Source organism: Aeromonas lusitana (assembly GCF_002812985.1).
Taxonomy (GTDB): domain Bacteria; phylum Pseudomonadota; class Gammaproteobacteria; order Enterobacterales; family Aeromonadaceae; genus Aeromonas; species Aeromonas lusitana.
In genome coordinates, this window is sequence record NZ_PGCP01000003.1 from 194,623 (window position 1) to 219,592 (window position 24,970).

General features: G+C 62.8%; 20 protein-coding genes. 10 read left to right on the forward strand and 10 right to left on the reverse strand.

The annotated features are described in order from the left end of the window. Positions 1-100: 100 nt before the first annotated feature. The gene (locus tag CUC44_RS02460) at positions 101-1,078 is read right to left on the reverse strand and encodes a TDT family transporter (protein WP_100858414.1); all 978 of its coding nucleotides are present in this window, start codon (positions 1,076-1,078) and stop codon (positions 101-103) included. A gap of 104 nt (positions 1,079-1,182) precedes the next feature. Here CUC44_RS02460 and CUC44_RS02465 point away from each other — a divergent pair, with 104 nt between their 5' ends. Then, positions 1,183-2,082: a LysR substrate-binding domain-containing protein gene (locus CUC44_RS02465; RefSeq protein ID WP_100858415.1), complete on the forward strand. Its 900-nt coding sequence runs from the start codon at positions 1,183-1,185 to the stop codon at positions 2,080-2,082. 110 nt (positions 2,083-2,192) lie between these two features. On the opposite strand, the gene CUC44_RS02470 is transcribed toward CUC44_RS02465, so the two are convergent. The 3 genes from CUC44_RS02470 to CUC44_RS02480 form a co-directional block, all read right to left on the reverse strand. Further along, the gene (locus tag CUC44_RS02470) at positions 2,193-3,194 is read right to left on the reverse strand and encodes a Gfo/Idh/MocA family protein (RefSeq protein WP_100858416.1); all 1,002 of its coding nucleotides are present in this window, start codon (positions 3,192-3,194) and stop codon (positions 2,193-2,195) included. A 63-nt stretch (positions 3,195-3,257) separates the two neighbouring features. Then, the gene (gene nfo / locus CUC44_RS02475) at positions 3,258-4,103 is read right to left on the reverse strand and encodes a deoxyribonuclease IV (protein ID WP_100858417.1); all 846 of its coding nucleotides are present in this window, start codon (positions 4,101-4,103) and stop codon (positions 3,258-3,260) included. 196 nt (positions 4,104-4,299) lie between these two features. Further along, positions 4,300-6,336 carry a glycoside hydrolase family 3 protein gene (locus CUC44_RS02480; protein ID WP_100858418.1) on the reverse strand — a complete coding sequence of 679 codons (2,037 nt, stop codon included), beginning with the start codon at positions 6,334-6,336 and terminating at the stop codon, positions 4,300-4,302. Positions 6,337-6,566: 230 nt separating this feature from the next. Between CUC44_RS02480 and CUC44_RS02485 the strand changes: the two genes are divergently transcribed. Beyond that, entirely contained in the window at positions 6,567-7,577 is a 1,011-nt protein-coding gene (locus tag CUC44_RS02485; RefSeq protein WP_100858419.1) for a helix-turn-helix transcriptional regulator, read from the forward strand. On the opposite strand, the gene CUC44_RS02490 is transcribed toward CUC44_RS02485, so the two are convergent. Next, on the reverse strand, positions 7,557-8,480 hold the full coding sequence (locus CUC44_RS02490; RefSeq protein ID WP_100858420.1) for a LysR family transcriptional regulator: 924 nt from the start codon (positions 8,478-8,480) through the stop codon (positions 7,557-7,559). The genes CUC44_RS02485 and CUC44_RS02490 overlap by 21 nt on opposite strands. A 127-nt stretch (positions 8,481-8,607) precedes the next feature. Here CUC44_RS02490 and CUC44_RS02495 point away from each other — a divergent pair, with 127 nt between their 5' ends. Beyond that, the gene (locus tag CUC44_RS02495; RefSeq protein WP_100858421.1) at positions 8,608-9,366 is read left to right on the forward strand and encodes an SDR family NAD(P)-dependent oxidoreductase; all 759 of its coding nucleotides are present in this window, start codon (positions 8,608-8,610) and stop codon (positions 9,364-9,366) included. A 99-nt stretch (positions 9,367-9,465) separates the two neighbouring features. Here the strand turns inward: CUC44_RS02495 and CUC44_RS02500 are convergent, their stop codons facing one another. Next, positions 9,466-10,899 (reverse strand): glycoside hydrolase family 1 protein, encoded by a 1,434-nt coding sequence (locus CUC44_RS02500; RefSeq protein ID WP_100858422.1) that lies wholly within the window; start codon positions 10,897-10,899, stop codon positions 9,466-9,468. 175 nt (positions 10,900-11,074) lie between these two features. Between CUC44_RS02500 and CUC44_RS02505 the strand changes: the two genes are divergently transcribed. The 4 genes from CUC44_RS02505 (at position 11,075) to CUC44_RS02520 (ending at position 15,652) form a co-directional block, all read left to right on the forward strand. Then, positions 11,075-11,962: a LysR family transcriptional regulator gene (locus CUC44_RS02505; protein ID WP_100858423.1), complete on the forward strand. Its 888-nt coding sequence runs from the start codon at positions 11,075-11,077 to the stop codon at positions 11,960-11,962. Positions 11,963-12,275: 313 nt separating this feature from the next. Further along, entirely contained in the window at positions 12,276-13,331 is a 1,056-nt protein-coding gene (locus tag CUC44_RS02510) for an NAD(P)-dependent alcohol dehydrogenase (RefSeq protein ID WP_100858424.1), read from the forward strand. A gap of 128 nt (positions 13,332-13,459) precedes the next feature. Beyond that, entirely contained in the window at positions 13,460-13,855 is a 396-nt protein-coding gene (locus tag CUC44_RS02515; protein ID WP_100858425.1) for a (R)-mandelonitrile lyase, read from the forward strand. Positions 13,856-14,077: 222 nt separating this feature from the next. Continuing rightward, entirely contained in the window at positions 14,078-15,652 is a 1,575-nt protein-coding gene (locus CUC44_RS02520) for a sensor domain-containing diguanylate cyclase (protein WP_100858426.1), read from the forward strand. Positions 15,653-15,677: 25 nt separating this feature from the next. Here CUC44_RS02520 and CUC44_RS02525 read toward each other — a convergent pair whose 3' ends face one another. From CUC44_RS02525 to CUC44_RS02535, 3 genes are all read right to left on the reverse strand, one after another. After that, the gene (locus tag CUC44_RS02525; RefSeq protein ID WP_244166701.1) at positions 15,678-16,826 is read right to left on the reverse strand and encodes a BamA/TamA family outer membrane protein; all 1,149 of its coding nucleotides are present in this window, start codon (positions 16,824-16,826) and stop codon (positions 15,678-15,680) included. 237 nt (positions 16,827-17,063) lie between these two features. Beyond that, positions 17,064-19,358: an FdhF/YdeP family oxidoreductase gene (locus CUC44_RS02530; protein ID WP_100858427.1), complete on the reverse strand. Its 2,295-nt coding sequence runs from the start codon at positions 19,356-19,358 to the stop codon at positions 17,064-17,066. After that, the gene (locus CUC44_RS02535) at positions 19,342-20,127 is read right to left on the reverse strand and encodes a formate dehydrogenase accessory sulfurtransferase FdhD (protein WP_100858428.1); all 786 of its coding nucleotides are present in this window, start codon (positions 20,125-20,127) and stop codon (positions 19,342-19,344) included. Before CUC44_RS02535 ends, CUC44_RS02530 begins: the two co-directional genes overlap by 17 nt. Before the next feature lie 161 nt (positions 20,128-20,288). Between CUC44_RS02535 and CUC44_RS02540 the strand changes: the two genes are divergently transcribed. Both CUC44_RS02540 and CUC44_RS02545 read left to right on the forward strand, forming a co-directional pair. Beyond that, a complete protein-coding gene (locus tag CUC44_RS02540) occupies positions 20,289-21,158 on the forward strand; it encodes a LysR family transcriptional regulator (protein WP_100858429.1) in 870 nt (289 codons plus the stop codon). 262 nt (positions 21,159-21,420) lie between these two features. Beyond that, positions 21,421-21,753, forward strand: coding sequence for a YegP family protein (locus tag CUC44_RS02545; protein ID WP_100858430.1), 333 nt, complete (start codon positions 21,421-21,423; stop codon positions 21,751-21,753). Between the two features lie 87 nt (positions 21,754-21,840). Here the strand turns inward: CUC44_RS02545 and CUC44_RS02550 are convergent, their stop codons facing one another. Next, positions 21,841-22,875, reverse strand: a complete 1,035-nt coding sequence (locus CUC44_RS02550; RefSeq protein ID WP_100858431.1) for an MBL fold metallo-hydrolase — start codon at positions 22,873-22,875, stop codon at positions 21,841-21,843. A 1,111-nt stretch (positions 22,876-23,986) separates the two neighbouring features. Here CUC44_RS02550 and CUC44_RS02555 point away from each other — a divergent pair. After that, entirely contained in the window at positions 23,987-24,769 is a 783-nt protein-coding gene (locus CUC44_RS02555) for a hypothetical protein (protein WP_100858432.1), read from the forward strand. Positions 24,770-24,970: the final 201 nt, after the last annotated feature.

The window sequence follows — 24,970 nt, forward strand, 5'->3', positions numbered from 1 at the left end:
CGAGCCATTTGCTCGGATCTCGCGCAGGCCGTGCCCGGCGGGATTCCCAATGCAATACACCCCGCGATGCGGGGTGTATTGGACAAGGGTGCCAGACGGCTTAGCGATGGGCGGGTTGACCCAGAGTCCCCTGCCCGAGCGGCAGGAAGAACATCAGGTAGCGCAGGGCCACGTAACCGACGATCAGGGTCGCCACACCGAGTTCCAGATAGGCCAGCTGGTTGATCTGGGCCACGTAGTGGGCTGCCTCTGGCCACTGCGACAGCAGGTGACTCACCTTGAACAGGGCGGTGGAGCCAATCACCAGGGGGAAGGTGAAGGCGGCAAAGCCCGGAGAGAACGGCAGGCGCAGCAGCTTGAGCAGGGACAGGTAGATGATGCCTGTCATCAGCACGGCGATCCCGAGCAGCACGGCCACCAGCAGCAGGGAAGGCTCGGCGGTCACTGTCAGGTAACCGGCGAGGGACAGGCTGGCGGGGGCGGCCAGGATGGCGATGGTCGGTTTGGCGGCATCCGGCACCTCGTGGCTGAAGATGAGGCGATAGAGCATCAGCGGCAGCATCAGACCGTAGCAAATCAGGCCAAACCAGAGCAGCACGTTGGCCAGCTCGGCGAAGGGACCACCCGGGTAGGCGATATCCGCGACGATAATCCCCACCGGCGGCACGAACCAGCTCGGCACCATGTGATGGATCTCGAACTCTTTTGCCCTGTGCCAGACGAAGGTGGCGAGGAACACCAGGTGCAGCCCCACGGCGAACAGCCAGAGCCCCTGCCCCAGGGTCGGCGCCAGCAGGCCGATGGCCTTGGAGACCACCATGGTGGCCATGGCATAGGTGGGCACCACGCTGCCCACCACAGGGTGAGCGAGGTCCTGCCACAGCAGGCGAGGATGGACCACAAACTTGCAGGTGAGGATCAACAGCAGCACGGCGGCGATGGCGGCCCCCAGCAGTTGCAGGCGACCATCGAACTGACCGGCGTTTTCCCAGCACCAGCCGAGGCTGGCGATCCCGAGAGCCAGACCGGCCATGGGGGTCGGGGCATTGCCCAGGGAGCGACGGGTACTTGCGATCATCTCTGTATCCTCTTGTTCTTGTGACGATGAGCATAGGATAAAGGGGCTCTATCGTTTACGATATCTAAATGAATTGAATCACGTGTTTAGGAAAACCAAACAACATGAAGCTGACCCTGCAACAACTCAAGGTGTTCGCCACCATAGCGCGCCACGGCAACCTGGGGCTCGCGGCCAACGAACTCTGCCTCAGCAAGGGCGCCGTCTCCCAGTCCTTGCAGGAGTTGGAGCGCCAGCTCGCCACCCCGCTGTTTGACCGCGTCCACCCCAGACTGCAGCTCAACAGCGAGGGACTCCTGCTGCAACCGGCCGCCGAGGAGCTGCTGACCCGGATGCAGGAGATAGAGCAGCTGTTCAGTCCGGACGCAGAGCCCGCCAGCCAGCTGCGCCTCGGCGCCAGCCAGACCATAGGCAACTATCTGCTGCCGAGCCTCTTGGCAGACAGCGCGAGCGAGCTCGGGCTGCCGCCGCGGGTCACCATCGCCAACACCCATCTGCTGTGCCATGCCCTCGCCCACTTCGAGCTGGATCTGGCGCTCATCGAGGGGGAGAACCATCACCCGGATCTGGTGAGCGAGCCCTGGCTGGAAGACGAGATGCTGATCGTGGCCCCGCCCAACCACCCCTTGGCGGGGCGACTGGAGCTGCCGCTCAGTCAGCTCGGCGGCGAGACCTGGGTACTGCGCGAGCCCCAATCCGGCAGTCGCGAACAGTTCGAGCAGCAGATCCAGCCCAAGTTGCCGCGCTGGCAGGCGGGGCTCGAACTCAACACTCTGGAGGCCGTGATGCTGGCGGTGGAGCACGGTCTCGGCCTCTCCTTCATCTCCCGCTTGGCGGTCTCGGACAGGCTCGCGAGCGGCCGCCTGGTGGCGCTCACCCCGAGCCGCCGCTTCCCGCGCCAGCTCTCCCTCATCTGGCACAAGCAGAAATACCACTCCGCCACCCTGCGCCGTTTCCTGGCCTTTTGCCGCGCCCAGCAACTCCCCGGTCCTCGCGAGAGCTGATGTCGGCAAGTCCCCGTCTCACGGCATGCGGCTAACCGTGCACCAATGACAGAGGGCGCCGCGGCGCCCTTAGTTGATCAAGACAAGATGACGTTGGGTGATCACGCACCTCAATCGCGGGCAGGAGTCAGGCCACGCTCGACCCAGCCCAGCACCTGGCGGGTCAGGGCCTGAGGCAGCCAGGCAGAGTCCAGCAAACCCTCGGCAACACAGTGGGCGAAGTGATCCGCCTCGTGCTGCATGCCGCCCCCCGCCACCGGCAAGGCGATCTCCTGCGCCCAGGGGGCGTCTGGGGCCCCTGAGAGCCAGCGCACCCCCTGCGGATTCCACCACTTGCCCTCGATGACCAGGGTCCAGGGCTGCCCCTGCCACTGCCCACTCAGGTAAGCAGCCTTGTCCAGATCCTCTATGATGGAGGCGCCGAGCTCGGCGCGGATTGCCCCATCAAAGGTGAAATGAGCGCTCAAATCCACCTCACCGGGCGCCCGCTGCAATCGCACCTCGGGTTTTCCAGCCTCCAACCCCAACTGCTTGCAAAAGGCGGCATAGAGCCAGAGCGGATAAACCCCCACATCCCAGGCTGCGCCCCCCTCCAGGGCGGGATCGAACAACTTGCCCTCCCGAGACTGGACCGAGCCGAAGGCGGCGCGCAGGGACAAGGGGCCCGGCAGCTCAGGCAAACGGGCAAGCAGGGTGCGCATGGCGGGGAAGCACATCACCTTCATGGCTTCGAGCAGCAAGAGACCCCGCTCATGGGCGAGCGCCACCAGGGCATCCCAATCCTTAAGCCTGGTCACCGCCGGTTTTTCCACCAGCACGTGCTTGCCCGCCAGCAGCATCTCTTTGATCAGGGCAGCGTGCTCTGGGTGGATCACCGCCACATAGACGGCGTCCACCTCCAGGCTCTGTGCCAGTGCCTGATAGCTGCCAAAGGCGAGCGGCAGCGCCAACTCCTGGGCAAAGGCGTCGGCCCGGCCTTGATCACGAGCGGCGATCGCCACAACCTGCCCCAGGGTCCCGTGCTGGTTGACGTCGCGGCAGAAACGACGGGCTATGCCCCCCGCCCCTGCGATCCCCCAGCGCAGCTGCGCCGGCTTTCCCTGTGCTTGCATCTTGCCTCCTGATATCCCCTGTTGAATAACCTAAACCGCGCTCGTTACGCCTTGGCTAGTTTGTTACGCCTTGGCTAGGCTGCGCAGCCAGCGAATTTCATCCCCCCAGATGGACTCGTCTATGGTCTCGAGGATAAGGGGAATGCCGTCGAAGCGGGTGTCGTTCATGATGTGGTGGAACACGGCCTCACCCAGGTTGCCCTGCTGCAGGCTGTGGTGGCGATCCACCCGGCTGCCGAAGGTGCACTTGGCGCCGTTGATATGCATCCCTTTCAGATAGGGGAATCCCACTATCCGATCGAAATCTGCAAATACCTGGGCGCAGCTCTCGGGGGTGCGCAGATCGTAGCCGGCGGCGAAGGCGTGGCAGGTGTCGAAACAGACCCCGACCCGGCTCTTGTCCTCCACCCCGTCTATGATGGCGGCCAGGTGCTCGAACGACCAGCCGAGGTTGGAGCCCTGGCCGGCGGTGTTCTCAATCACGGCGCTCACCCCTTCACTGCGCTCCAGCGCCCAGTTGATGGACTCGCTCACGAGCTTCAGGCTGGCGGCCTCCGGGATCTGCTTCAAGTGGCTGCCGGGGTGAAAGTTCAGGTAGCAGAGCCCGAGCTGCTCGCAGCGTTTGATCTCGTCCAAAAACGCATCCCGGGACTTGGCCAGGCCATCCGGATCCGGGTGACCCAGGTTGATGAGGTAGCTGTCGTGGGGCAGGATCTGCTCGGGGCGAAAGCCCGCCTTGTCGCAGGCCAGCTTGAAGGCGCGAATGCTGGCCTCTGACAAGGGAGCCGCCTGCCACTGGCGCTGGTTCTTGGTGAACAGGGCGAAGGCGTTGGCCCCGATGGCCTGGGCGCGGGCGATAGTGTTCTCCACCCCGCCGGCCGCACTGACGTGGGCACCGATAAATTTCATAGGATCTCCTCTGCACTGTTGGCGGCCAACATAGCTCGCCTACCCGTTCGCAATGAACGGACAGGCCGCTTGGTGTTGCCACTGTGGGGCGCCATTATGCCCAAGCTGGCCCCTTGCGCCAAACCGGTATCTTAGATGGCCGCCATAGAAAAGGCGCCCGCAGGCGCCTTGTTCATCACGTTCTCTTGCTCGCCACTCAATAGGCCAGCCCTGCGCCATAGGCATAGAGGGGGTTGATCGAGTCGCTCGCCACGTCCGAAGCCTGGTTCAGCACCGCCTGCCAGTTGGAAGGCAGCTCGAAGGGCAGCTTGCCGCGGGCCTTGGCCTTGCCGCTGATCACATCGAACAGGGTCTGATCCAGGGCACCGAAGTTGGCCAGCAGCACCTGGGCGGCCGGTGCCACCTCGGTCAGGATGGCGGGTCTGTCCAGATAGACGGAGAGCACCAGGGGCACCCCGGCCTGCTCTATGGTCTGGATCGCTGCCAAGTCATCCGCGCCGTGGTAGACCCCCTCGTGGGCCGTCTCCTGCACCACCTGATCCTTGCTGGCAAAGCCGAGCTGACCGAAGTGGATGCTGCCAAACGGGAAGCGGGGATCCTGCTCACCCGGCGCATTGACCCGGGCGATGGCAAGATCCGCCTGTGCCAGATCCGTCACGACCGTATAGCCGTTGGCAGTTGCCACCTCGGCATTGACGTTGAGCAAGTAAACCCGCTTGCCCTCGGTCTTGAGGGGCAGCAGGGCGCCATCATTCTTGAGCAGGACGTGCGCCGCTGCCTGGGCCGCTTGGGCTTCCTGCTGGAACTCGGCCTTGCCTACCAGGGCGACCGCCGCCTGAGCGTCCACATAGGGGTTTTCAAACAGCCCCAGTTCGAACTTCTGCTCAAGGATCCGCGTCGCCGACGAGGTCACCGCCGCTTCCGTCACCAGTCCCGCCTGCACGGCGGCCAACAGGGGCGCCGGATCCTCCACCCCACCAAACTGATCCACCCCGGCGGCGATGGACTTGGCATAGCGCTGGGCCTTGGTCAGCTTCTCCACCCCCCAGGACATGCCAAAGGGCACGCTCCAGGGGCTGACGCCGGCATCCACCTGGGCCTGGCTCAGCCCCTCCTCGCAGCGGGTGTCGCAGTCGTTGATGATGCCCCAGTCGCTCAGCACCACGCCGCTGAAACCGAAGTGGCCCCGCAGCAGATCCGTGATGATCTGGCGGTTGAAACCAAAGCCCACCTCCTCGATGGGCTGGCCCTCATAGGTCAAGCCTTCTGGTAGAGCGTAGTAAGGCATGACGGCCCCCACCTTGGCCTCGAAGGCTCCCTCAAACGGCACCAGGTGATAGGCGAACTGACCACCGGGATAGACCTGCTCCTTGCCCCAGGGGTTGTGGGCATCCAGCCCGTCCTTCTGGGGACCGGCCCCGGCGAAGTGCTTGACGACCGTGACCACGCTCTCCTTGCCTATGCCCTTGTCCCCCTGCTGGAAGCCTTCGATATAGGCCTTGACCAGGGATTTGGCCAGCAGGTTGTTCTCGCCGAAGGTGCCGTTGATGCGCCCCCAGCGCGGCTCGGTGGCGAGATCCGCCTGGGGCGAGAGCGCCTCGTGAATGCCAACGGCGCGGTACTCCTGGCGGGCGATGTCGCCGAAGCGCTGCACCAGGGCTGCGTCGCCGATGGCGGCCAGCCCCAGGGTTTCCGGCCACTGGGAGAAGGCACCGGCGCCGACACTGGTGGCCTTGGGGTCATGGGTGAAGTGGTTGCGGGGATCCGTGCTGACGGTCATGGGGATGCCGAGCCCCACCCCTTCCAGCAGGGCCTGCAGACTATTGTTGTCCTCGGCAATCGCCGCCGGATCCCCAGCCATGCGGGTGATGAAGGTGTTGACCCCGTCGGTCTTCAGCATCTTGTCCATGGCGCTCTGATCGACTCGCCCCTCCCCGTCCAGCACCAGGGTGCCGTGCATCATCAGGCCCGCCTTCTGGGCCAGGCTGAGCCGCCCCACCAGATCCCGGGCCCGCTCGGCGGCGCCGAGGCGCCAGTCTTCATAGGGGGTGAGAGTGCCGCTGCCATCCAGATCCTTGAACTGCAGGCCATCTTGCTCGAGCAGGCTGACGGTGCGGTGGCCCAGGCTGGGTTGAGCCGGTTTGGGGGTGGAGTCGTTGCCGTTGCAGCCGGCCAGCAGCAGGGCGCTCACGGTCAAGGCAAGAGGGGTCAGAGCGAGAGGGTGGTATTTCATTATTGTGGCCTTCCTTGTGTGTGTAGGTCCGGCCACTGTATGCAAAACGCGCCCCTGCCACTTGCCTGCCGGGAGCAGGAATTTGTCGATTGGGAGCAGTGTTCAAAACTGTGAAAAGGCTTGCAGGGTTACCCTTGGTTACAAACCTGAAACATTAAGAGCAACCTGGCTCACGGTAATTTTCAGCGGCTGGCCGATGATGGAGGGCCATCGTCGACAAGGATTTCGTCGTGAAAACTGTCTCAAACCGGATCGCCCTGCACTGCATGCACCACTGGCAGAGACAGGGACGGGATCCGAACCTGCTGCTGCAGGGCGCCGGCATCGCCAAGGAGGAGCTGCAACTGCCCCAGGGCAGGATAGATGCGTCGCGCCACTTCCGGCTGCTGGCCCAGGTCGCACCCCATGCGGATCTGGCCCACAACTGGGCGCCCCCATCCCTGACTGGGCTGTTTGCGGACTATCTGCCCCTGGCGAGCCTGTGTTGCAACGCCGCCACCCTGCGCCAGGCACTGCACTTTTTCCTCTCCTTTCGCCCCCTTATCGGTGAGTGCGACAGACTCGCGCTGCAAGAGGCCGGGGAGCTGGCCCGCCTCAGCTACTACTCAGATTCCGATCACCCGGATGTGATCGCCATGAGCAGCCTGGCCAACCTCTGTCACCTCTATGCCCTGCTCCAGTTTTATCACCCAGGACAGGGCCAGCTGGTGCTGCCCACTCCGGTGCGCCCCAAATTGTGGCGCGAGCTCGCGGCCTGGCTCGGGGGACGACTGCAGCTCGGGGATGGTTATCAGCTGCGCTTCCCCGCCGCCCTGCTCGATCTACCCTATGCAGGCTACAACGGCCCCTTGCAGCCTCTGCTGTTGGAGACGCTCGACAGCCAGATGAACCTGCTGCGGCCCAGCCTTCACTACAAAGACAGGGTGATAGGGCTTATCCGCCGCCAGCTGTGGCAGGAAGGCGCAGATCCCCGCACCCTGCTGGCCTGCGTCTGCGACGCCCTCAGGCTGACCCGTTGGACCCTCAACCGCCACCTGCGCGAGGAGGGTTGCCACTTCTCGGCCCTCTTAGAGCAGGTGAGGCGGGAAGAGGCCTGCCGCCTGTTGCAAGACCCGGGTCTGCAACTGCAGGAGGTGGGGGGGCGACTCGGTTTCGCCAGTCAGAGCAGCTTCACTCGTTTTTTCAAGGAGGCGTTCGCCCAATCCCCGAGCCAGTATCGCTCAAGGCGCTGCCGTATCTGACTCCCAGGCCAGCGCCCCCTCGAGCAACTCGGCCAGCCAGTGGATGAAGAGCTGCACCCTGGGGGCCAGTTGGCGGCGGTGGGCATAGAGCGCATGGATGGGCAGGGGCGGCGCCTGCCATTGGGGCAGAATGCTCACCAGCTCGCCGCTCGCCAGCAGCGGCTCCACCCCGACCCGCGGCATCTGTATGATGCCAAGCCCAGCCCGCGCCGCCGCGAGATAGGACTCGCTGTCGTTCACCGTCAGGGCCACCCTCATGGGCATGATGGCGGGGCTGCCATCCTCCCTCAGGTATTCAAAACCGGGCTCGCCGCGCCCCAAGCCCGAGCCGTAATGAACCAGGCAGTGCCCTGACAAGTCGGCCAGACGCTGGGGCACCCCGTGAGCGGCCAGGTAGCCGGCGCTGGCACAGTTGATCTGGCGATACTGACCCAGGGGGCGCGCCACCAGGCTGGAAGACTCCAGCGCCCCCACTCGCACCACGCAGTCAAAGCCCTCGCGCACCAGATCCACCCGCCGATCCGTGCTGCTCAGCATCAGTTGCAAGTCGGGATGGGTGGCCAGCAGGGCGGGCAGCGCCGGGATCACCAGGTGGCGGGCCATCCGGCTTGGCATGTCTACCCGTAACTGGCCCGAGATCTTCCCCTCCTGGCGAAACAGGCCACCAAACTCCTCCATGTCCGCCAGCAGATCCCGGCAGCGGCCGTAACAGAGCTGGCCGTCCGTGGTGAGCTGCACCCGTCTCGTGGTGCGCTGCAGCAACCGGGTGCCCATCCGCTCCTCCAGCCGGCGGATGGCGGCAGAGAGGGTCGCCTTGGGGATCCCGAGCTGCTCGGCGCAGCGGCTGAAGCTCTCGAGCTCGGCGACCCGCATGAAGAGTCGCATCTCATTCAGTTGATCCATGTCGTGATTGTCCTTTCAAACGGAACAGTGCATTCATTATCACCCTCTTTATCCCACATTAAAGCCCTAATACAGTGATCCCGTCGGCTCATCCTGAGCCCTTCATCGCCCAGACAGGAGTCATACCATGACCAGACCTATCGCCCTCATCACAGGGGCCAGCCGCGGCCTTGGCAAACACGGTGCCCTCGCCCTCGCGGCCAAGGGGGTCGATCTCATCATCACCTACCGCAGTCAGGCCGGTGAAGCGGCCGACGTGGTGGCCAAGGCCCGGGCCCTCGGGGTCCAGGCCCAGGCGCTCGCGCTGGATGTGGGAGACAGTGCCAGCTTCGCGGCCTTCGCCGATGAAGTCAGCCTGCTGCTCTCCCGGGAGTGGCAACGCAGCCAGTTCGATTTCCTGGTCAACAATGCCGGCATCGGCATCCACGCCAGCTTCGAGCAGACTACGGAGCAGCAGTTCGACACCCTGCTCAACATCCACCTCAAGGGCACCTTCTTCCTGACCCAGAAGCTGTTGCCCCTCATCAAGGACGGTGGCCGCATCCTCAATCTCTCCACCGGCCTCACCCGCTTCGCCCTGCCGGGGTATGCCGCCTACGCGGCCATGAAGGGAGGCATCGAGGTACTGAGCCACTATCTGGCGAAAGAGCTGGGCCCACGGGGCATAGCGGTCAACGTGGTGGCCCCCGGCGCCATCGAGACCGACTTTGGCGGCGGCGCCGTGCGTGACAATCCGGCGCTCAACGACTTCGTGGCGAGCCAGACGGCCCTTGGCCGGGTCGGCCAACCCGATGACATCGGCGGCGTCATCGCCGCCCTGCTCTCCCCGGACAGCCGCTGGATCAACGCCCAGCGCATCGAGGCCTCCGGCGGCATGTTTATCTAGCGAGCAAACCTGCCAGAGTGCTATCCACCCGTGACGAAAAAGGCCCCAGCAGGGGCCTTTTTATATGAAACGCTCTCCTTGCGTCCCAGGATTGGGGCGTTACAGCGTCTTGCCGCCGCTGGCGATCACCGACTGATACCAGTGGAAGCTGTCCTTCTTGATGCGGCGCAGCGTCCCACCCTGCTCGTCCCTGTCCACATAGACGAAGCCGTAGCGCTTCTGGTAGCCGTTGAGCCAGCTCAGGATGTCGGTGAAGGACCAGGCGCAGTAGCCGAGCAGTTCGACCCCGTCCTGCATCGCTTCCTGGCAGGCTTTCAGGTGGCTGTGCAGGTAGGCGATGCGGTAGTCATCGTGCACCTGACCGTCTGCCGTCAGCTTGTCGAACTCGCCGAGGCCGTTCTCGGTGATCATCAGCGGCAGGCCGTAGCGGGATGAGAGGCGGCGCAGGGCGATGCGCATCCCGGTGGGATCGATGGCCCAGTCCCAGTTGCTGGTCTCCAGATGCGGGTTCGGGGTGGTCTTGTAGAGCCCCGGTACGCCGCTGGACGGCGTGGTGCCCTTCTGGCCCGTGGTGTTGATGCGCTGCATGGTCTGGCCACCCAGCGGGTTGTCGGTGAAGGTCAGGGTGTAGTAGTAGTTCACCCCTATGTAGTCCGGCGTCCCTTCACGCAGCAGCTCCAGATCCCCCGGCAGGATCTCGGGGGCCTCGCCGGTCTCCCTCAGGTAGGCGAGCGCCGCCTGGGGATAACGGCCGAAGCAGTAGGCATCCAGCCACCAGAGGTTGGTGAACTCTTCCGCATTCTCGAACGCCAGCATGTCGCTCGGCGCGCAGGAGGCCGGGTAGGCAGGGGAATAGGCGAAGCTCGGGCCGATGAGGCCACCCGGCACGTGCTGGCGGAACGCCTTGATGACCCGGGCGTTGGCTAGGAAGGCGATGTGGTTGGCGGCGAAGAAGCGTTTACGATCCTGCACTGCGGGCGGATGAGTCCCCAGCTGATAGGCATTGGTCAGGTTATAATTCTGCTCATTGAGCGATACCCAGTATTTTACTTTGCCAGCAAAGCGCTGATACAGGGTCACACAGTAGTGCTCGAAGTCGTCGATGATGCGTCTGTCTTCCCAGCCGCCGTATTCGTCTTGCAGCGCCTGGGGCAGGTCCCAGTGATACAGGGTCAGCACGGGTTCGATGCCGTGGGCAATCAGGCTGTCGATGAGCCTGTCGTAGAAGGCAAGGCCCGCCTCGTTCACCTCGCCGCGACCATTCGGGAAGATGCGCGGCCAGCTCACCGAGAAGCGATAGGCCTTGAGCCCCATCTCGGCCATCAGCGCCACGTCTTCTTCGACGCGATGGTAGTGATCCACCGCCACGTCGCCGTTGCTGCCCTCAAAGGTCTTGCCCGGCAGCTTGGTGAAGATGTCCCATACCGAGGGACCCTTGCCATCGGCATCCCAGGCCCCTTCCACCTGGTAGGCGGCGGAGGCGGCGCCCCACAGGAAATCGGTGGGGAAGTCGTTGAACTTGTGATGATGCATCTGGTGTGTCTCCTTCAGCTGAACGTGGCCCTGCCACCTCGAATGGGCGGATGCCGAACTGACCCCGGCATCCTGAATGAATTGGCACAAGCATCGAACAGATCTAAAATTCCGTCCAATGACAATTTTGGCCATTCAACATTCCAAACAGGAATGATAAACGCAAGGAGGAAGTATGGAGCTCAGAGACTTGAAGGCCTTCGTCACCCTGGGGGAGGTGCTGCACTTTGGCCAGGCGGCAGCGCGCCAGCACATCACCCAGTCTGCCCTGAGCAAACAGATCCGACGGCTGGAGGCGCAGTGGGGGGGCGAGCTGTTCGAGCGCAACGCCAGCAGCACCCGGCTCACCGGGCTGGGCCGCGCCCTCTATGGGGACGCCTGCGCCCTGGTGGCCCAGAGCGAGCAACTCGAGCGCACCGCCCGCGATGTGCTGGCCGGCAACGGCGGTACCTTGCGCATCGGCTTCGGGGTCGCCACCAAGCTGCTGGTACCTGCCGCCATCGCCCGTTTTCGCGCCGAGCGCCCCAAGGTGAATATCGAGCTCAACGATCTCTCCACCCACCATCAGTTGCTGGCGCTGGCCGAGGGCAAGCTGGATCTGGGGTTTTGCCGCCTGCCCGCCCCCAAGGGCTGGCACTTCCTGCCTGTGGTGCGCGCTCATTTCATCGCCGTGCTGCCCGCGAGTTACGCCGGGGTCAGCGGTCTCAAGGATCTGGTGGAGAGGCCGCTCGCCATCCTGCGGCGGGACAAGGCCCCCTCCTTTCACGATCAGTTCGTCCACTACCTGGCCCAGAGCGGGCTGCGCTTTCGCGATATCCAGTATGTGAACGACTTTGCCGCCGGCGTCGCCACCGCGGCGGCGGGCATCGCCTGGACCCTGGTGCCCTCCTCCACCACCATAGAGCACCCGGATGTGATCTCCCTGCCCCTCACCGAACCCGAGGCGAGCTGGATCATAGGCCTCACCCGCCCGCCTCAGGGTGATAGCCCACTCATAGAGGCCTTCTGGCAGACGGTGGCAGCGCTGCGGGATCCCGAGCTTGCCGCCCTGCCCTCTGCATAATGCGGGGCCATCGGCCCCCGTCTATCCCAATTGCCGCCTCACCCGCCAGGGGATCGGCCTTCGCCGCCCGACCATTCCCCCTTTGCACGGCATTGATGAATCCTTCTCATAGACCCATGCGCACTGCGCCGTCTAATCGGCGCAATCCCCACCCGCTACACTGACTCCCGTTCGAATCACCCGGATGCCTGGCAGATTATCTTGACCCCTGCCTTGAGGGATCCGCGTCTGGCATCGACACTCCATGGGCACATCTGGCTGCGCAGGCAGCTCCTACGGTGGGCCACAGGCCCCAGGGACAGACGAGGAATCTATGACGATAAAAGTGCTCGGCTATGCCGCCCAGTCGGCTCAGGCGCCATTGGCCCCCTTCCATTTCGAGCGCAGGGCCCCCCGCGCCGATGATGTGGTGATCGAGATCCAATATTGCGGGGTCTGCCACTCGGACTTGCACAACGCCCGCAATGACTGGGGCAACAGCCGCTACCCCATGGTGCCGGGTCACGAGATCATCGGCCGGGTGAGCCGGGTCGGCAGCGCCGTGACCCGCTTCAAACCGGGTGACAGGGTCGGCGTCGGCTGCATGGTCGACTCCTGTCAGCACTGCGCCCCCTGCGAGCAGGGGCTGGAGCAGTTCTGCGAGCAGTTCCCCACCCTGACCTACAACGGCCTCGACCGACAGGACAAGAGTCCGACCTATGGCGGCTATTCGGAGCAGATCGTCACCTCGGACAAGTTCGTGCTGCACATTCCCGATGGATTGGATCTGGCGGGCACGGCGCCCCTGCTGTGCGCCGGCATCACCACCTGGTCGCCCCTGCGCCACTGGCAGGCGGGGCCTGGCAGCAAGGTGGCCGTCGTTGGCCTGGGTGGTCTCGGTCACATGGCGTTGAAACTCGCCAGTGCGCTCGGGGCCGAGGTCACCTTGTTCACCCGCTCCCCCGGCAAGGAGCAAGATGCCCACCGGCTCGGCGCCCATCACGTGGTCATCTCCAGCCAGGATGCCCAGATGGCGGCGGTGAAGGGAAAATTCGATCTCATCATCGACACAGTGCCCTATGTGCACGATCTCAACCCCTATCTGCCGACCCTGGCCATCGATGGCACCCTGGTGCTGGTCGGTTACCTCGGCGATCTCAATCCCATGCTGAACACTGTGCCCCTCATCATGGGGCGCAAGTCGGTGGCAGGCTCCCTCATCGGCGGCATCAAGGAGACCCAGGAGATGCTGGATTTCTGCGGCCAGCACAAGATCACCGCCGACGTGGAGACCCTGCCCATCCAGGAGATCAACGAGGCCTATGAGCGGATGCTAAAGAGTGACGTCAAGTACCGCTTCGTCATCGACATGGCCTCCCTCAAGGGCTGAGCCGCAGCTCGGGCGGTGCGGCCCCCGCACCACCCATCCCGCAAACACCCATTTTCCGGCCGCCATCCTGGCCGGTCTGGCCGCCGCTTGCCCGCAGGCGTGGCCCAACTCAGCTCGAAGGAGTACCTATGCTTATTCAATCCAGTGGCTCACAAGCCTCCAGTCAAGGTCCAAGCGACTATTTCACCGGCACGGTGCGGGTCGATCCCCTGTTTTCCGCCCAGGCCCCGGCCCGCGCCCTCGGGGTCAGCGTCACCTTCGAACCCGGTGCCCGCACCCATTGGCACGTCCACCCCCTGGGGCAGACCCTGATCGTCACCGCCGGCTGTGGCCTGATCCAGCTGTGGGGTGAGCCCGCCCGCCAGATCCGCCCCGGGGACGTGGTCTGGATAGCGCCGGGGGAGAAGCACTGGCACGGCGCGGCCCCCACCACCGCCATGACCCATATCGCCATTCAGGAGCAATTGGATGGCAAGACAGCAGATTTTGCCGAGCAGGTCACCGAGGCCCAGTACCTCGCCTGACGATGCTGGAGTGCCAGGGAGTGGCGCTCACCCCTTCCCTTCCTGATGCCAATCACCCTGCCAACCTCCAGAGCCTTTCTGTGCAGAATGTCAGCAAGCCGGACAGCGGTTTGGGGCAGGCCAACACGTCCTATTAGAGGTAGCTTTTGAACCCGCAACCCCAGTAGAATCGGCCAAAACCCCTGGCGCATCGACGCCGACTGACAAGGATCTGTTCTCCCCATGGGACTTCACTGGTTGTTGAAGTTTGATTTGCATCGCCTCATTCTGGCGTTGGCCGTACTCGGTGTTCTGGCGACCTTTGGCAACAGCTTTTACGCCATCTATCAGGCGCAGCGACAACTGCTGATCGCCAATACCCTGGAATCCAACCGCGTCTACGCGACCAAGCTGGCCGCCTCCGCCGACAGCATGATCCAGTCGGCTCAGGGTCAGCTGGCCTACAGCGCAAGCCTGTTGGCTCCCCTGCTGCAAGGGGATGACGCCCAAGCCCTCGATGGGGAGGTCAATCGCCTGCGATTGCAGACCAGCACCTTCAATTCCGTGGTCATCGTCAATCGCGAGGCCACCATAGTCGCCGTCTCCCCCGAGACGCTGCAGGTGAAGGGAGCCAAACTGAGCTCGCCTACCGCGCTTGAAGCCATCAAGAGTCAGCAGCCGCAGATCACGGATCCCTTCGTCTCCTTGAGCGGCAACTACCTCATCAGCCTCTCCTATCCGATCTTCTCCGCCGACAAGCGCTATCTTGGCTATGTCGCCGGCACCATCTACCTGCAATCCACCAGCATCCTCTCCAGCCTGCTGGGCCAGCACTACTATCAGGACGGCTCCTACCTCTATGTGGTGGATCGGGAGAAGACCCTGATCTATCACCCTGACACCAAGCGGGTCGGCCACAAGATCAAGGGCAATCCGGCGGTCGACGAGGTGCTCAAGGGGGATGATGGTTCTCTCGATGTGATCAACTCAGGCGGTACCGAGATGCTGACCGGTTTCGCCCCCGTCGCCAGCACAGGCTGGGGCGTGGTGGCCCAGCGTCCCCGCAGCGCCACCCTGGAGGGGCTCGATGAGCATATGTCCGGCGTGCTGATGCAGATGATCCCCACCACCCTCTTCATCCTCTTCATCATCTGGCTCTCCGCTACTTTCATCTCCCGACCCCTGCGCCAGCTGGCCAACCGGGCCAGCCTGATGGATCAGCAAGGGGCGTTTTCCAACATCGCCGGCATTCGCGCCTGGTATTTCGAGGCGGCCCAGTTGAAGCAGGCCATCCTAAAGGGGCTGGGACTGCTCAACACCAAGATCGACAAGCTGCACAACGACAGTCACACGGATCCCATGACGGGCCTGTTCAACCGGCGCGCCATCCAGAGGTTGTTGGATGAGTATCTGGTCGAGCCAAAACCCCTCTCAGTGGTCGCCCTCGACATCGACCACTTCAAGAAGATCAACGACAGCTTCGGCCACGATGTCGGGGATGAGGTGATCGTCGCCCTGGCGCAGCTGATGCAGCAGGAGGTCAGATCCGATGCCGCCCTGTGTCGCAGCGGCGGTGAAGAGTTTTTGCTGCTGTTGCCCAATGTCACCCTGGTGCAGGCCCAGGGGATCGCCGAGCGGCTGCGGCTGAAAGTGGCGAGCCACGAGATGGGGAGCGCGGGCTGCATCACCATCTCCCTTGGCGTCGCCCACTGGTCCTCCCAGCAGGACAGCGATCTCGGCGCCGTGCTCAAGCAGGCAGACAAGGCGCTCTATGAGGCCAAACGTCAGGGCCGCAACCGGGTGGTGGTCGAGATCTGAGCCGTGGCCCTCGCGGGCCGCGTCATCAGAAGCTGTAACCCATTTTCAGGTAGATACCCGAGTTATCATCCTTGCCCATGGCATATTCCAGGTTGATGACTATCCCCTCTTCCGGTTTGAGCAGATATTGTACGCCTGAACCCCAGGCCGGATAGAGGTTTTCACTGTCACCACAATCGAGGGACTCCCCGCTCACCGAGTCTCCATAGAGGCAGGCCACCCCGGCAAAGGCGGTGGCGGTCCAGCGCTCCGCCAGCTTGTAGCGCTCCTCAATCTCGACCGCGGACATGTGCTGTCCCAGGTACTCCCCCGGGGTGTAGCCGCGTAGGTAAATCGGAGAATAGGAGCCGCTCGGTGCGTTGTGGGAGAACTGGTTGCGGTTGCGCCAGGCAAGCACGTGACCATCGCCGTGGCTCCAGTAGCCGCGATAGTCCACCCGGTAGATGTCGAAGTCCTGCTCCCCACCCAGCTCCTCCCGGTAGGCCAGGTTGTTGACGTTCAGATACCAGCCCTTGGTCGCGCTGAAGTCACTGTCCCGGGAGTCGTGCTGTACCACCAACCCGAGGCCCCCCGAGGTGAAGCCTTCCAGCCCCAGCTCGTCCAGCACTTGCTCGGACTGGGCATCCCGCCCGCTCATCTCGTAGTTGGAGTAGGCCGCCATGCCGCCGACGAACCAGTCCCCCTCCACCCGGTAGAGGTAGCGGAAGAAGGCGGAGCGGAAGTTGTCGTTGGTCTCGAGGGCACGACCGCTGCCGAGGTAGTCCTCGTAGTCGTTGTTGATGTCCCCGGAGATGATGCCGCCGACGATGCGGTGGTGATCCGCCCCGAACGAGGTCTTGGCGAAGGCGCTGGCGATCAGGGACTCCGAGGTGGTGTACTTGGCCGAGACGGTGAACAGGGACGGGCGCGACTTTTCATCGAACTGGTGCAGATAGCCCACCATCAGCCCCGCCGCCGTGTCCAGCTTGGGGTTGGAGCTCAAGAGTGGCACGAACAGCCAGGGGGAGCGCTCGGCCTTGGGAGCTCCCGCCTCGTCACTCTTCGTCTGCTCATGTGTCTCCTCTCCCTTTTCATCCGGCCCGGCCACAATCGTTTCCGCGGCACTGACGGGGGGCAGAGCCAGCCCCAGCGCGAGGGCAAAACCGGCCAGTCGGGGGGAATGTGCATTGAACATCTGTGGGATCCGTTGTGGGTCGCCGCCGTGCCGGGTTCAACCCGGGTGACAGGAGTGGGTGATAGGCCTCAGCAGTGGGGCCGGAAAAGGTGCGAAAGCATATCGGCAAGCCCGGACCCCAGCTACCTAAAGATGGTTAGCCATACAGTCGCCCTACAGCTTCATCGGCCAGTTGGTTCGAATGAACATCGGATATGAAAAGACCCCTGCCAGGAGCAGGGGTCTTTGGGGAGGCGATCACAGATTGACGGCGAGACTGGTCACGGGCGCCTTGGTGGGTGTTATCAGCACGGGCACCGACTTGGAGGTGGGGGTGAAGGATCCCTCCCCTATGCTATCGATGGCGACCAAGGGGTTGGTCTCCGGGTAGTAGGCGGCGATATTGCCCCGCGGGATCTCGTAGAAGATCACGTTGAAACCGCTGACGACCCGCTCACGGCCGTCGCTGCAGATGGCCGCCATGTCCACCTGCTGCTCCTCGGCGAGGCCCAGTTGCTTGGCGTCTTCCTCGTTCATAAACACCACGTTGCGCCGCCCCTTGATGCCGCGATAGCGATCGTCCATGCCGTAGATGGTGGTGTTGTACTGATCGTGGGAGCGCAGGCTCTGCAGCAGCAGCACAGGTTGCCCCACCATCTCTTCTGCGTGGCGGGTACACTCCGGCAGTATGGAGTCCGGCAAGCGGCTCGCCCGAAACTCGGCGCGCCCGCTCGGGGTGTTCCAGCGCAGCAGGGCGGCGCTGTTGTCCAGGTGAAAACCGCTGGGCTGATCGATGCGGCGATTGAAGTCATCGAACCCCGCTATGGTCTGCTCTATCAGATCCCGCAGCTTGGCGTAATCATCCCTCAGCGCCAGCCAATCCAGCTGCTCGCTACCCAGGGTCACCTCGGCCATCCGCGCCACTATGTCGATCTCGGACAGGCAGAGGGGGGAAACCGGCTCATTCATGCCGGTGGAGGCGTGCACCATGCTGAAGGTGTCTTCCACCGTGATTTTCTGGATGCCGCTGCGCTGCACATCCAGCTCGGTGCGACCGAGGCAGGGCAGGATCAGTGCATCTTTGGATACCATCAGATGGCTGCGATTGAGCTTGGTGCTGATCTGCACGTTGAGCTCGCTGGTGCGCAGCGCCTCGTAGGTGAAATCTGTGTCCGGCGCGGCGGCGGCCAGGTTGCCACCCAGGCAAACGATCATCTTGCTCTTGCCTGCGTGCAGGGCCTTGAGGGCCTCATAGACGTTGTGGCCCGGCGTGCGCTTGAGCACCACCGGGAAGCGGCGCTCCAGCCGATCGATAAAGGCGGCATTGGGTTTTTCGTTGATCCCCATGGTGCGGTTGCCCTGCACGTTGCTGTGGCCGCGTACCGGACACAGCCCCGCCCCCGGCTTGCCAAGCTGGCCGCACATCAGGTGCAGGTTGACGATCTCACGTATGGTATCGACCGAGTGTTTGTGCTGGGTGATCCCCATGGCCCAGCAGCTGATCACGCTATCGCTCTGGGCAAAGATCTGCGCCGCCTGAGTGATCTCCTCTCTACTCAGCCCTGACTGGGCCTCGATTTGTGACCACTCTGTTGTCTTAACCTCGGCCACATACTGATCAAAGCGAGTCGTGTGCTGCTCGATGAAGGCGAGATCGAGTCGCCCACCCTCCTCCAATATGTACTTGGCCATGCCGCGCACCGCCGCCATGTCGCCGCCGAGCTTGGGGGTGAGGTACTGATGGCTGATGCGGGTGGCGGCCGGGGTCAACAGCTCAGCCGGGCTCTGGGGGCTGGCGAAGCGCTCCAGCGCCACCTCTTTCAAGTTGTTGAAGGTGACTATCTGGCAGCCCTGACGGGCCGCCTTGCGCAAGGCGTTCATCATGCGCGGGTGATTGGTGCCCGGGTTCTGGCCGAACACGAAGATCGCCTTGGCCGCGTCGAAATCGTCCAGCACCACTGTGCCCTTGCCGATCCCGACGGACTGGATCAGACCCACCCCGCTCGCCTCGTGACACATGTTGGAGCAGTCGGGGAAGTTGTTGGTGCCATAGAGTCGACCGAACAGCTGATAGAGGTAGGAGGCCTCGTTGCTGGCGCGGCCCGAGGTGTAGAACTCCACCTCGTCGGGGCTCGCCAGACTCTTCAATTTATCGGCTATGATCCCGAATGCCGCATCCCAGCTGATGGGCTCGTAGTGATCACTGGTCGGGTTGTAGCGCATGGGCTCGGTCAGGCGGCCCTGATATTCGAGCCAGTAGTCGCTCTGGGTGGCGAGACGGCGCACCGAGTGCTCGGCGAAGAAATCCGCCCCCACCGTCTTGCCGGTGGACTCCCAGGCCACCGCCTTGGCGCCGTTCTCACAGAACTGGAAGGCGCCCTGCTTGTTGTCCCCCCAGGCGCAGCCCGGGCAGTCGAAGCCATCTGTCTGGTTGACCCGCAGCAGGTTCTTGATGTTCTGGCGGGCCTTCTGGCTGCGCAGCACCTGCTTGAAGGTGGATTGCAGTGAGGAAAATCCACCGGCCTTTGCCGGTTTCTCAATATGGCTGGACATGGCTTTCTCCGATCTGATCCGACGGGCCGGTGTGGGCATAGTAAACCGGGGCATCGAACCTGGGTACATGAATGAGGTTCAAGTGATACTTCAGGGCCAGCCGTACCGCGAGCTGGCTGGGAGAGGCGAGGCTGATGAGGTGGGATGCCCCAAATTGCACCGCCTTGTGAATGAGTTCGCTGCCGCAGCGGCTGGTGATGGCCAGGGTGTGGCAGCGATCTGGCTGACGCAGCTGCATGCCGATGAGCTTGTCCAGCGCGTTGTGACGGCCTATGTCTTCCCGACAGGCCAGGATCTCCCCCTCGGTCCCGAGCGCCAGCGCCGCATGGAGTGCCCCGCTCAGGCGCCCTTTGCGCTGCCAGGGGGCGATGCGCTCGCGCAGATTGAGCAGGGTATCGGCCCTGGGGGGCTTCTGGGGAGACAAGGGAACCAAGGCGGGCAAGGCATGCTCGATGGCCTCGACCCCGCAGATCCCGCAGCCGCTGGCACCGGCCAGCCGACGCTTGCGTTGGCCCAGTTCGGCGAGGCAGCGATTGGCGACGGTGACATCGAGCACGACCCCCTGCTCTGACGGGGTCAGCTGGATGTCATGGACATCGTGATTGCCGCAAATGATGCCCTCGCCAAACAGGAAACCGATGGCGAAATCCTCCAGATCATCTGGGGTGGCCATCATGACGGCGTGGTTGATGCCATTGATATTGATGGAGATGGCCGCTTCTTCCGCCAGCTCATCCAGCCTGGGTAACCACGAATTGAGAGGAACCATGCGAGGCGCTTATAAAATGTATTCGGGCCTCAAGTTTAGATAACTCAGGACGCCAAAACCAATGAAACAAATCTATCCACCAATAGAGTTATTCTATTGCCAGTGGAGAGTCGATTGATTAAATTTGTCAGCCATCACAGGCTTCATGTGTCGCATCCTCAATGAATCTCAAGCAGTTGCACTATTTCTACGAGCTGGCCCAGCATCGCCACTTCGCCAAGGCGGCCAAGGCCTGCTTCATCACCCAGCCAACCCTCTCTGCCAGCATCACGGCGCTGGAAAAATCCCTCGGTACCGAACTGGTGGTGCGCAACAGCCAGTTCGTGGCGCTGACCCAGGCGGGCGAGGTGGTATTGCTACACGCCGAGCGCATGCTGCTCGAGCAGGACTCGATGCGCCAGGAGCTGAGCCTGTTTGGTGGTGAGCTGTCCGGGGCGCTGCGCATCGGCATAGTGCCCCAGTCCAGTGTCGACATCATGCCCCTGCTCAAGCGCTTCAATGATACGTTTCCCAACGTCACCCTGCGCCTGTCGGTGATGACCCACGGCACCTTGCTCGAGCAGCTGGAGCTGCACCAGACCGACATAGGGCTCGGCTTTGACGATCTGCTCACCGACAATCAGCGCCGCTCCCTCGAGGTGCAACTGCGCCACGCCAACCCCATGGCCGTGCTGGGGGCCACCGACACGGCTGGCGACTCCCTGCGACTGGCGGATCTGCAATCCCTGCCCCTTATCCTGCCAAGCAAGACCATGCAGTTTCGCCGCTATTTCGATGAGGCCGCCGCCCGCCAGCAGCTGAGCTTTCGGGTGGTGCTGGAGACCGACTCCCTGTTCCATCTGGTCAACGGGGTGAGCCATGGCCTGGGCTGCGCCGTGGTGAGCGCCGGCATCGCCGCCACCGCTCACCAGCTGTTCAAGGTGCCCTGCCAGCCCCTGACGGATGTGGAAGCCGGCACCATCGCCTTTATCACCCGCAAGCACAGCGTCACCCCCGCCATGCGCGCCTTCCTCGGCATGGCGCAAGAATAGCGTCCTGCCCGCCAGCGGCAGATGTCGTGCCGCCGGCACGGCGTGCACGCTCGCGACCCTTGCAGGCAGCGCCATCCGCTGCGCCTGCATAACCGTGGGCTAGCCAAGGCGAATCGCCATGAGATGACTACCCCAAGCTTGTCGGCATGACCTGGAAGCGTGGAAAGTCTTAATAAAGACAGCATTTGGAACCCATCTCACATCATTTCAGGCAAAACGAACTAGCATAAGAGGCTCGATAGCCAATGACATGGAGAGGAAGATGGGAAGCTATGAACTGAAACTGGCAAAGAATGACCAATTTTATTTCGTGCTCAAGGCGGGCAACGATCAGGTCATCCTGAACAGCGAGATGTACACCACCAAGGCGGCGGCGCTCAATGGCATTGCCTCGGTCCAGACCAATGCCCCGGATGCAGGACAATACGATCTGAAAGAGGCGACCAATGGCCAGTATCATTTCAATCTGAAGGCCAAGAATCACCAGGTCATCGGCTCCAGCCAGATGTACGCCAGCAAGGCATCGGCCCAGAACGGCATCCAGTCGGTGCAGACCAACGGCCCGACCCAGACCATCAAGGATCTGACCGCTTGATGGCAGACCGAACCTTAGGCAATTGATTGAAGGGCACTTGAGTGCCCTTCATTTTTTCTATCTGACACCTTTGCAGCCGCCGGAACGCTACTGCTGCGCTCGCCACCAGGGGCTGCCCTGGTGGGGTGCCAGCAGCGCCAGCGGCTGCCCCATAAGGGGCGTGGTCAGCGGGATCTGCTGCTCGGCGGCCAGGCGGCTTATCTGCTCGAGGGGATCATCCCAGCGGTGCATCGCCAGATCGAAGGTGCCGTTGTGGATGGGATAGAGCCACTTACCACCAAGGTCGTGAAACGCCCTCGCCGTCTGCTCCGGCAGCATGTGCACATGCTCCCAGCGCTTGTTGTAGGCACCGGTCTCGACGAAGGCCACGTCAAAGGGGCCGAACCGCTCCCCTATGGTCTTGAAACCATCGAAGTAGCCGCTGTCGCCGCTAAAGAAAATATTGACCTCATCGCTTCGGATCACCCAGGAGGCCCACAGGGTCTGGTTGCCATCCCCGAGGCCACGGCCAGAGAAGTGCTGGGCCGGGGTGGCAATGAACTCGATGGCGCCGACCCGATATCGTTGCCACCAGTCCATCTCATGCACTTTCTGCGCCGGCACGCCCCAGGCGATGAGCCGGGCCCCCACCCCGAGCGGCGCGATAAACTGCCCTACTTTCTCTTGCAGGGCCAGCATTGTGCCGTGGTCGAGGTGATCGTAATGATCATGGGAGAGGATCACCGCCTCTATGGGGGGCAACTCATCGAGCGCGATGGGAGGCGCGTGCCAGCGCTTGGGGCCAAACCAGGAGACCGGCGAGGCGCGCTCGCCAAACACAGGATCCGTCAGCCAGAACTTTCCGGCGAGCTTGAGCAGCAGGCTGGAGTGACCCAGGCGCCACACGCTGTTGTCGGGGGCCGCCAGCAGACCAGCCAGGCTCATCTCCTTTACCGGAATGGCCCTATCGGGCACTGTATCCGCCGGCTTGTTGAACAGAAAATCCCGCCAAAGCCCCACCCCTTCCCAGAAACTCCGCGCGGGCCAGGTCATGGCATTGCCAAAGCGCCCGTCCCGATACTGCGCCGAGTCACCATAGGTGGGTAGTGCGGGTTTGAGTACGTACGAAATGATACCGGCCATCATGACCCCTATTAGCAGTAACAGACATCCCAGGCGTCGCCGGGGCTTGTTTGAATCAACCGATGATGAGTGCATCATTCCCTTCCTCGTCAGCCCCCTGGCTCCAGCAGGCGGGCCCGGTGCCAATCCACGGCCCCTGCCAGAATAGAGCGCAGGGCTCGGTATCCGACCTGCGGGTTCCCTTATCAGGGCAAAGCGCAGTGCTTGTCAGCAGGTCCGATGGCTGAACTATAAAGGGGGAAGATATATCTATCTAGATGAAGGCAAGATGTATGAGTGACAACCAAATGATGCGAATAGACCGCCGCCAGCAGGTGAGATCCCCCTCGCGTCAGGCAGGCGATCTTTTTGTAAAATTAATCAAACATCACTCTTTGTTGAATTTTCGACAGATTCCCGCCAGCCGGTCTCCTATGGCTACAACCCCCAGCGGTCTGCTCCCTTTGCGCCCCGATCAGCTGAACTAAACTGATTATCCGCAAGTCCAGCCCATTAGCTGGACAGAGGAAGTAGTCATGAAGACGTTGAAACTTGCGCTGCTAATAGCCGCACCGCTATTGCTCGCGTCCTGCTCCTCCTCGGATGTCATCCCCGGAGAACCACCCGCCGCAGGAGGGGTTCCCCCATCGGGAGGAGGGGAACATCCTTATGGCAAAGGAGGGGGTCGCAATAACTTTGCTGCCACCATACCGCAGCATAACCAACAGGACATAGACGTTTTAACAGATTAAGTGCACTGCCCTGGCCGCTTCCCCAGGGCCTTCTCACTGCCCCGCCATACTGCTTTCAACCGGTCGACACCGGCCACGGAGCCGGACGCCCGGTTCTGGCTCACTCTTCAGCGCCCGCTCATCCCCCTGCTCCCACGCTGGCGGTCGGCCTTGGTTGCATGCGTGATGCCCCCTCTACCCAGTCAATAAGGGCACGCGGCTTGAGCCTTCACAGGAACAGGAGCTGGATCTGAAACCATCCACTGCCGCTCCCATGACATAGTCCAGGTCTCTGCCATGGGATTCTTCACTAACAGTGAATTTTGATATTCGTTTGCAGCCATTTTAGTGAACTAACGCCCGCACTAGACTGCTCATCGAACCTTAACGAGGAGTCTGCTATGACAATCACTAAAGTTGCTTTCCTGGCCGCGGCCATCGCCTCCCTGGTATCCGCCAATGCGTTGGCAAAGGATGTCGTCTCACTGAAATTCAGTGATGGTCGGGCCGAGATAAAAGGCGTGGAAGCCGTCAATGCCGTACTGAACCCCATCGGGGTCCATGTCACCACCCTGGATATCCCAGCTGTGGCGCAGCCGGTTCTGAACGCCGCCCAAACCCGCGCGCTGACCCAGGCTGAACATGGTTTTCTGATCCAAACGTTCAACCTGAGCCAGTCACAGCTCCTCGAGCAAGCCAGACTGGCGGGCCGTGAACCCGCGGTGAAAGGCGGCGGCGTCCTGACGACAGAGACAGGTGTCGGGCCCTATCCCAAGGTCTATGACATGAAGGCGCTGGACGACAAGACCCGCCACGCCGTGCTGGAAAAATACGGTCGCATGCACGTCAACTCCGCAGAGGATGGCACCGACATCGACGAGGTGATGACAGTCGTCAGCGGCGGGCCCTTCCGTTGGGGCTTTACCCTCAAAGACGGCAGCATAGCGCGCTTCGAGATTGAGAAGGTGAGCCTGACCGACAAGGCCGTTCGAGTCAGCTATCACGGGCTCGGCATGCATGCCGGGCTCATGGATGCCAGACAGGGGCTCATGGTTGCCTTCGCCCATGGTCCGAAGGAGTTCACCATGCGCTACCAGGCAGATGTGCCCCATGATCAGCTGCTCGGCATCAACCCTTGGACCCAGAGCGGCGACATGCCCGTCGCGCTGGGCCAGGTGAAATAAGCCTCTCCATGTGCCCTGGCGGTCAGGTATAGGCCTGACCGCCTGATGAGTGCCTGTTCAAACTGAGCGCAGCCGATACACAAGCGCATATGGGCGGTTCGGCGAGACACGTCCACCAAGCAGTGAGCATGAGTATCGCCGTCATCAGTCCGGGCGAATGGGCAAGGCCGCTGCCCAGCGCCTGAAGCGACATCCTCAGGA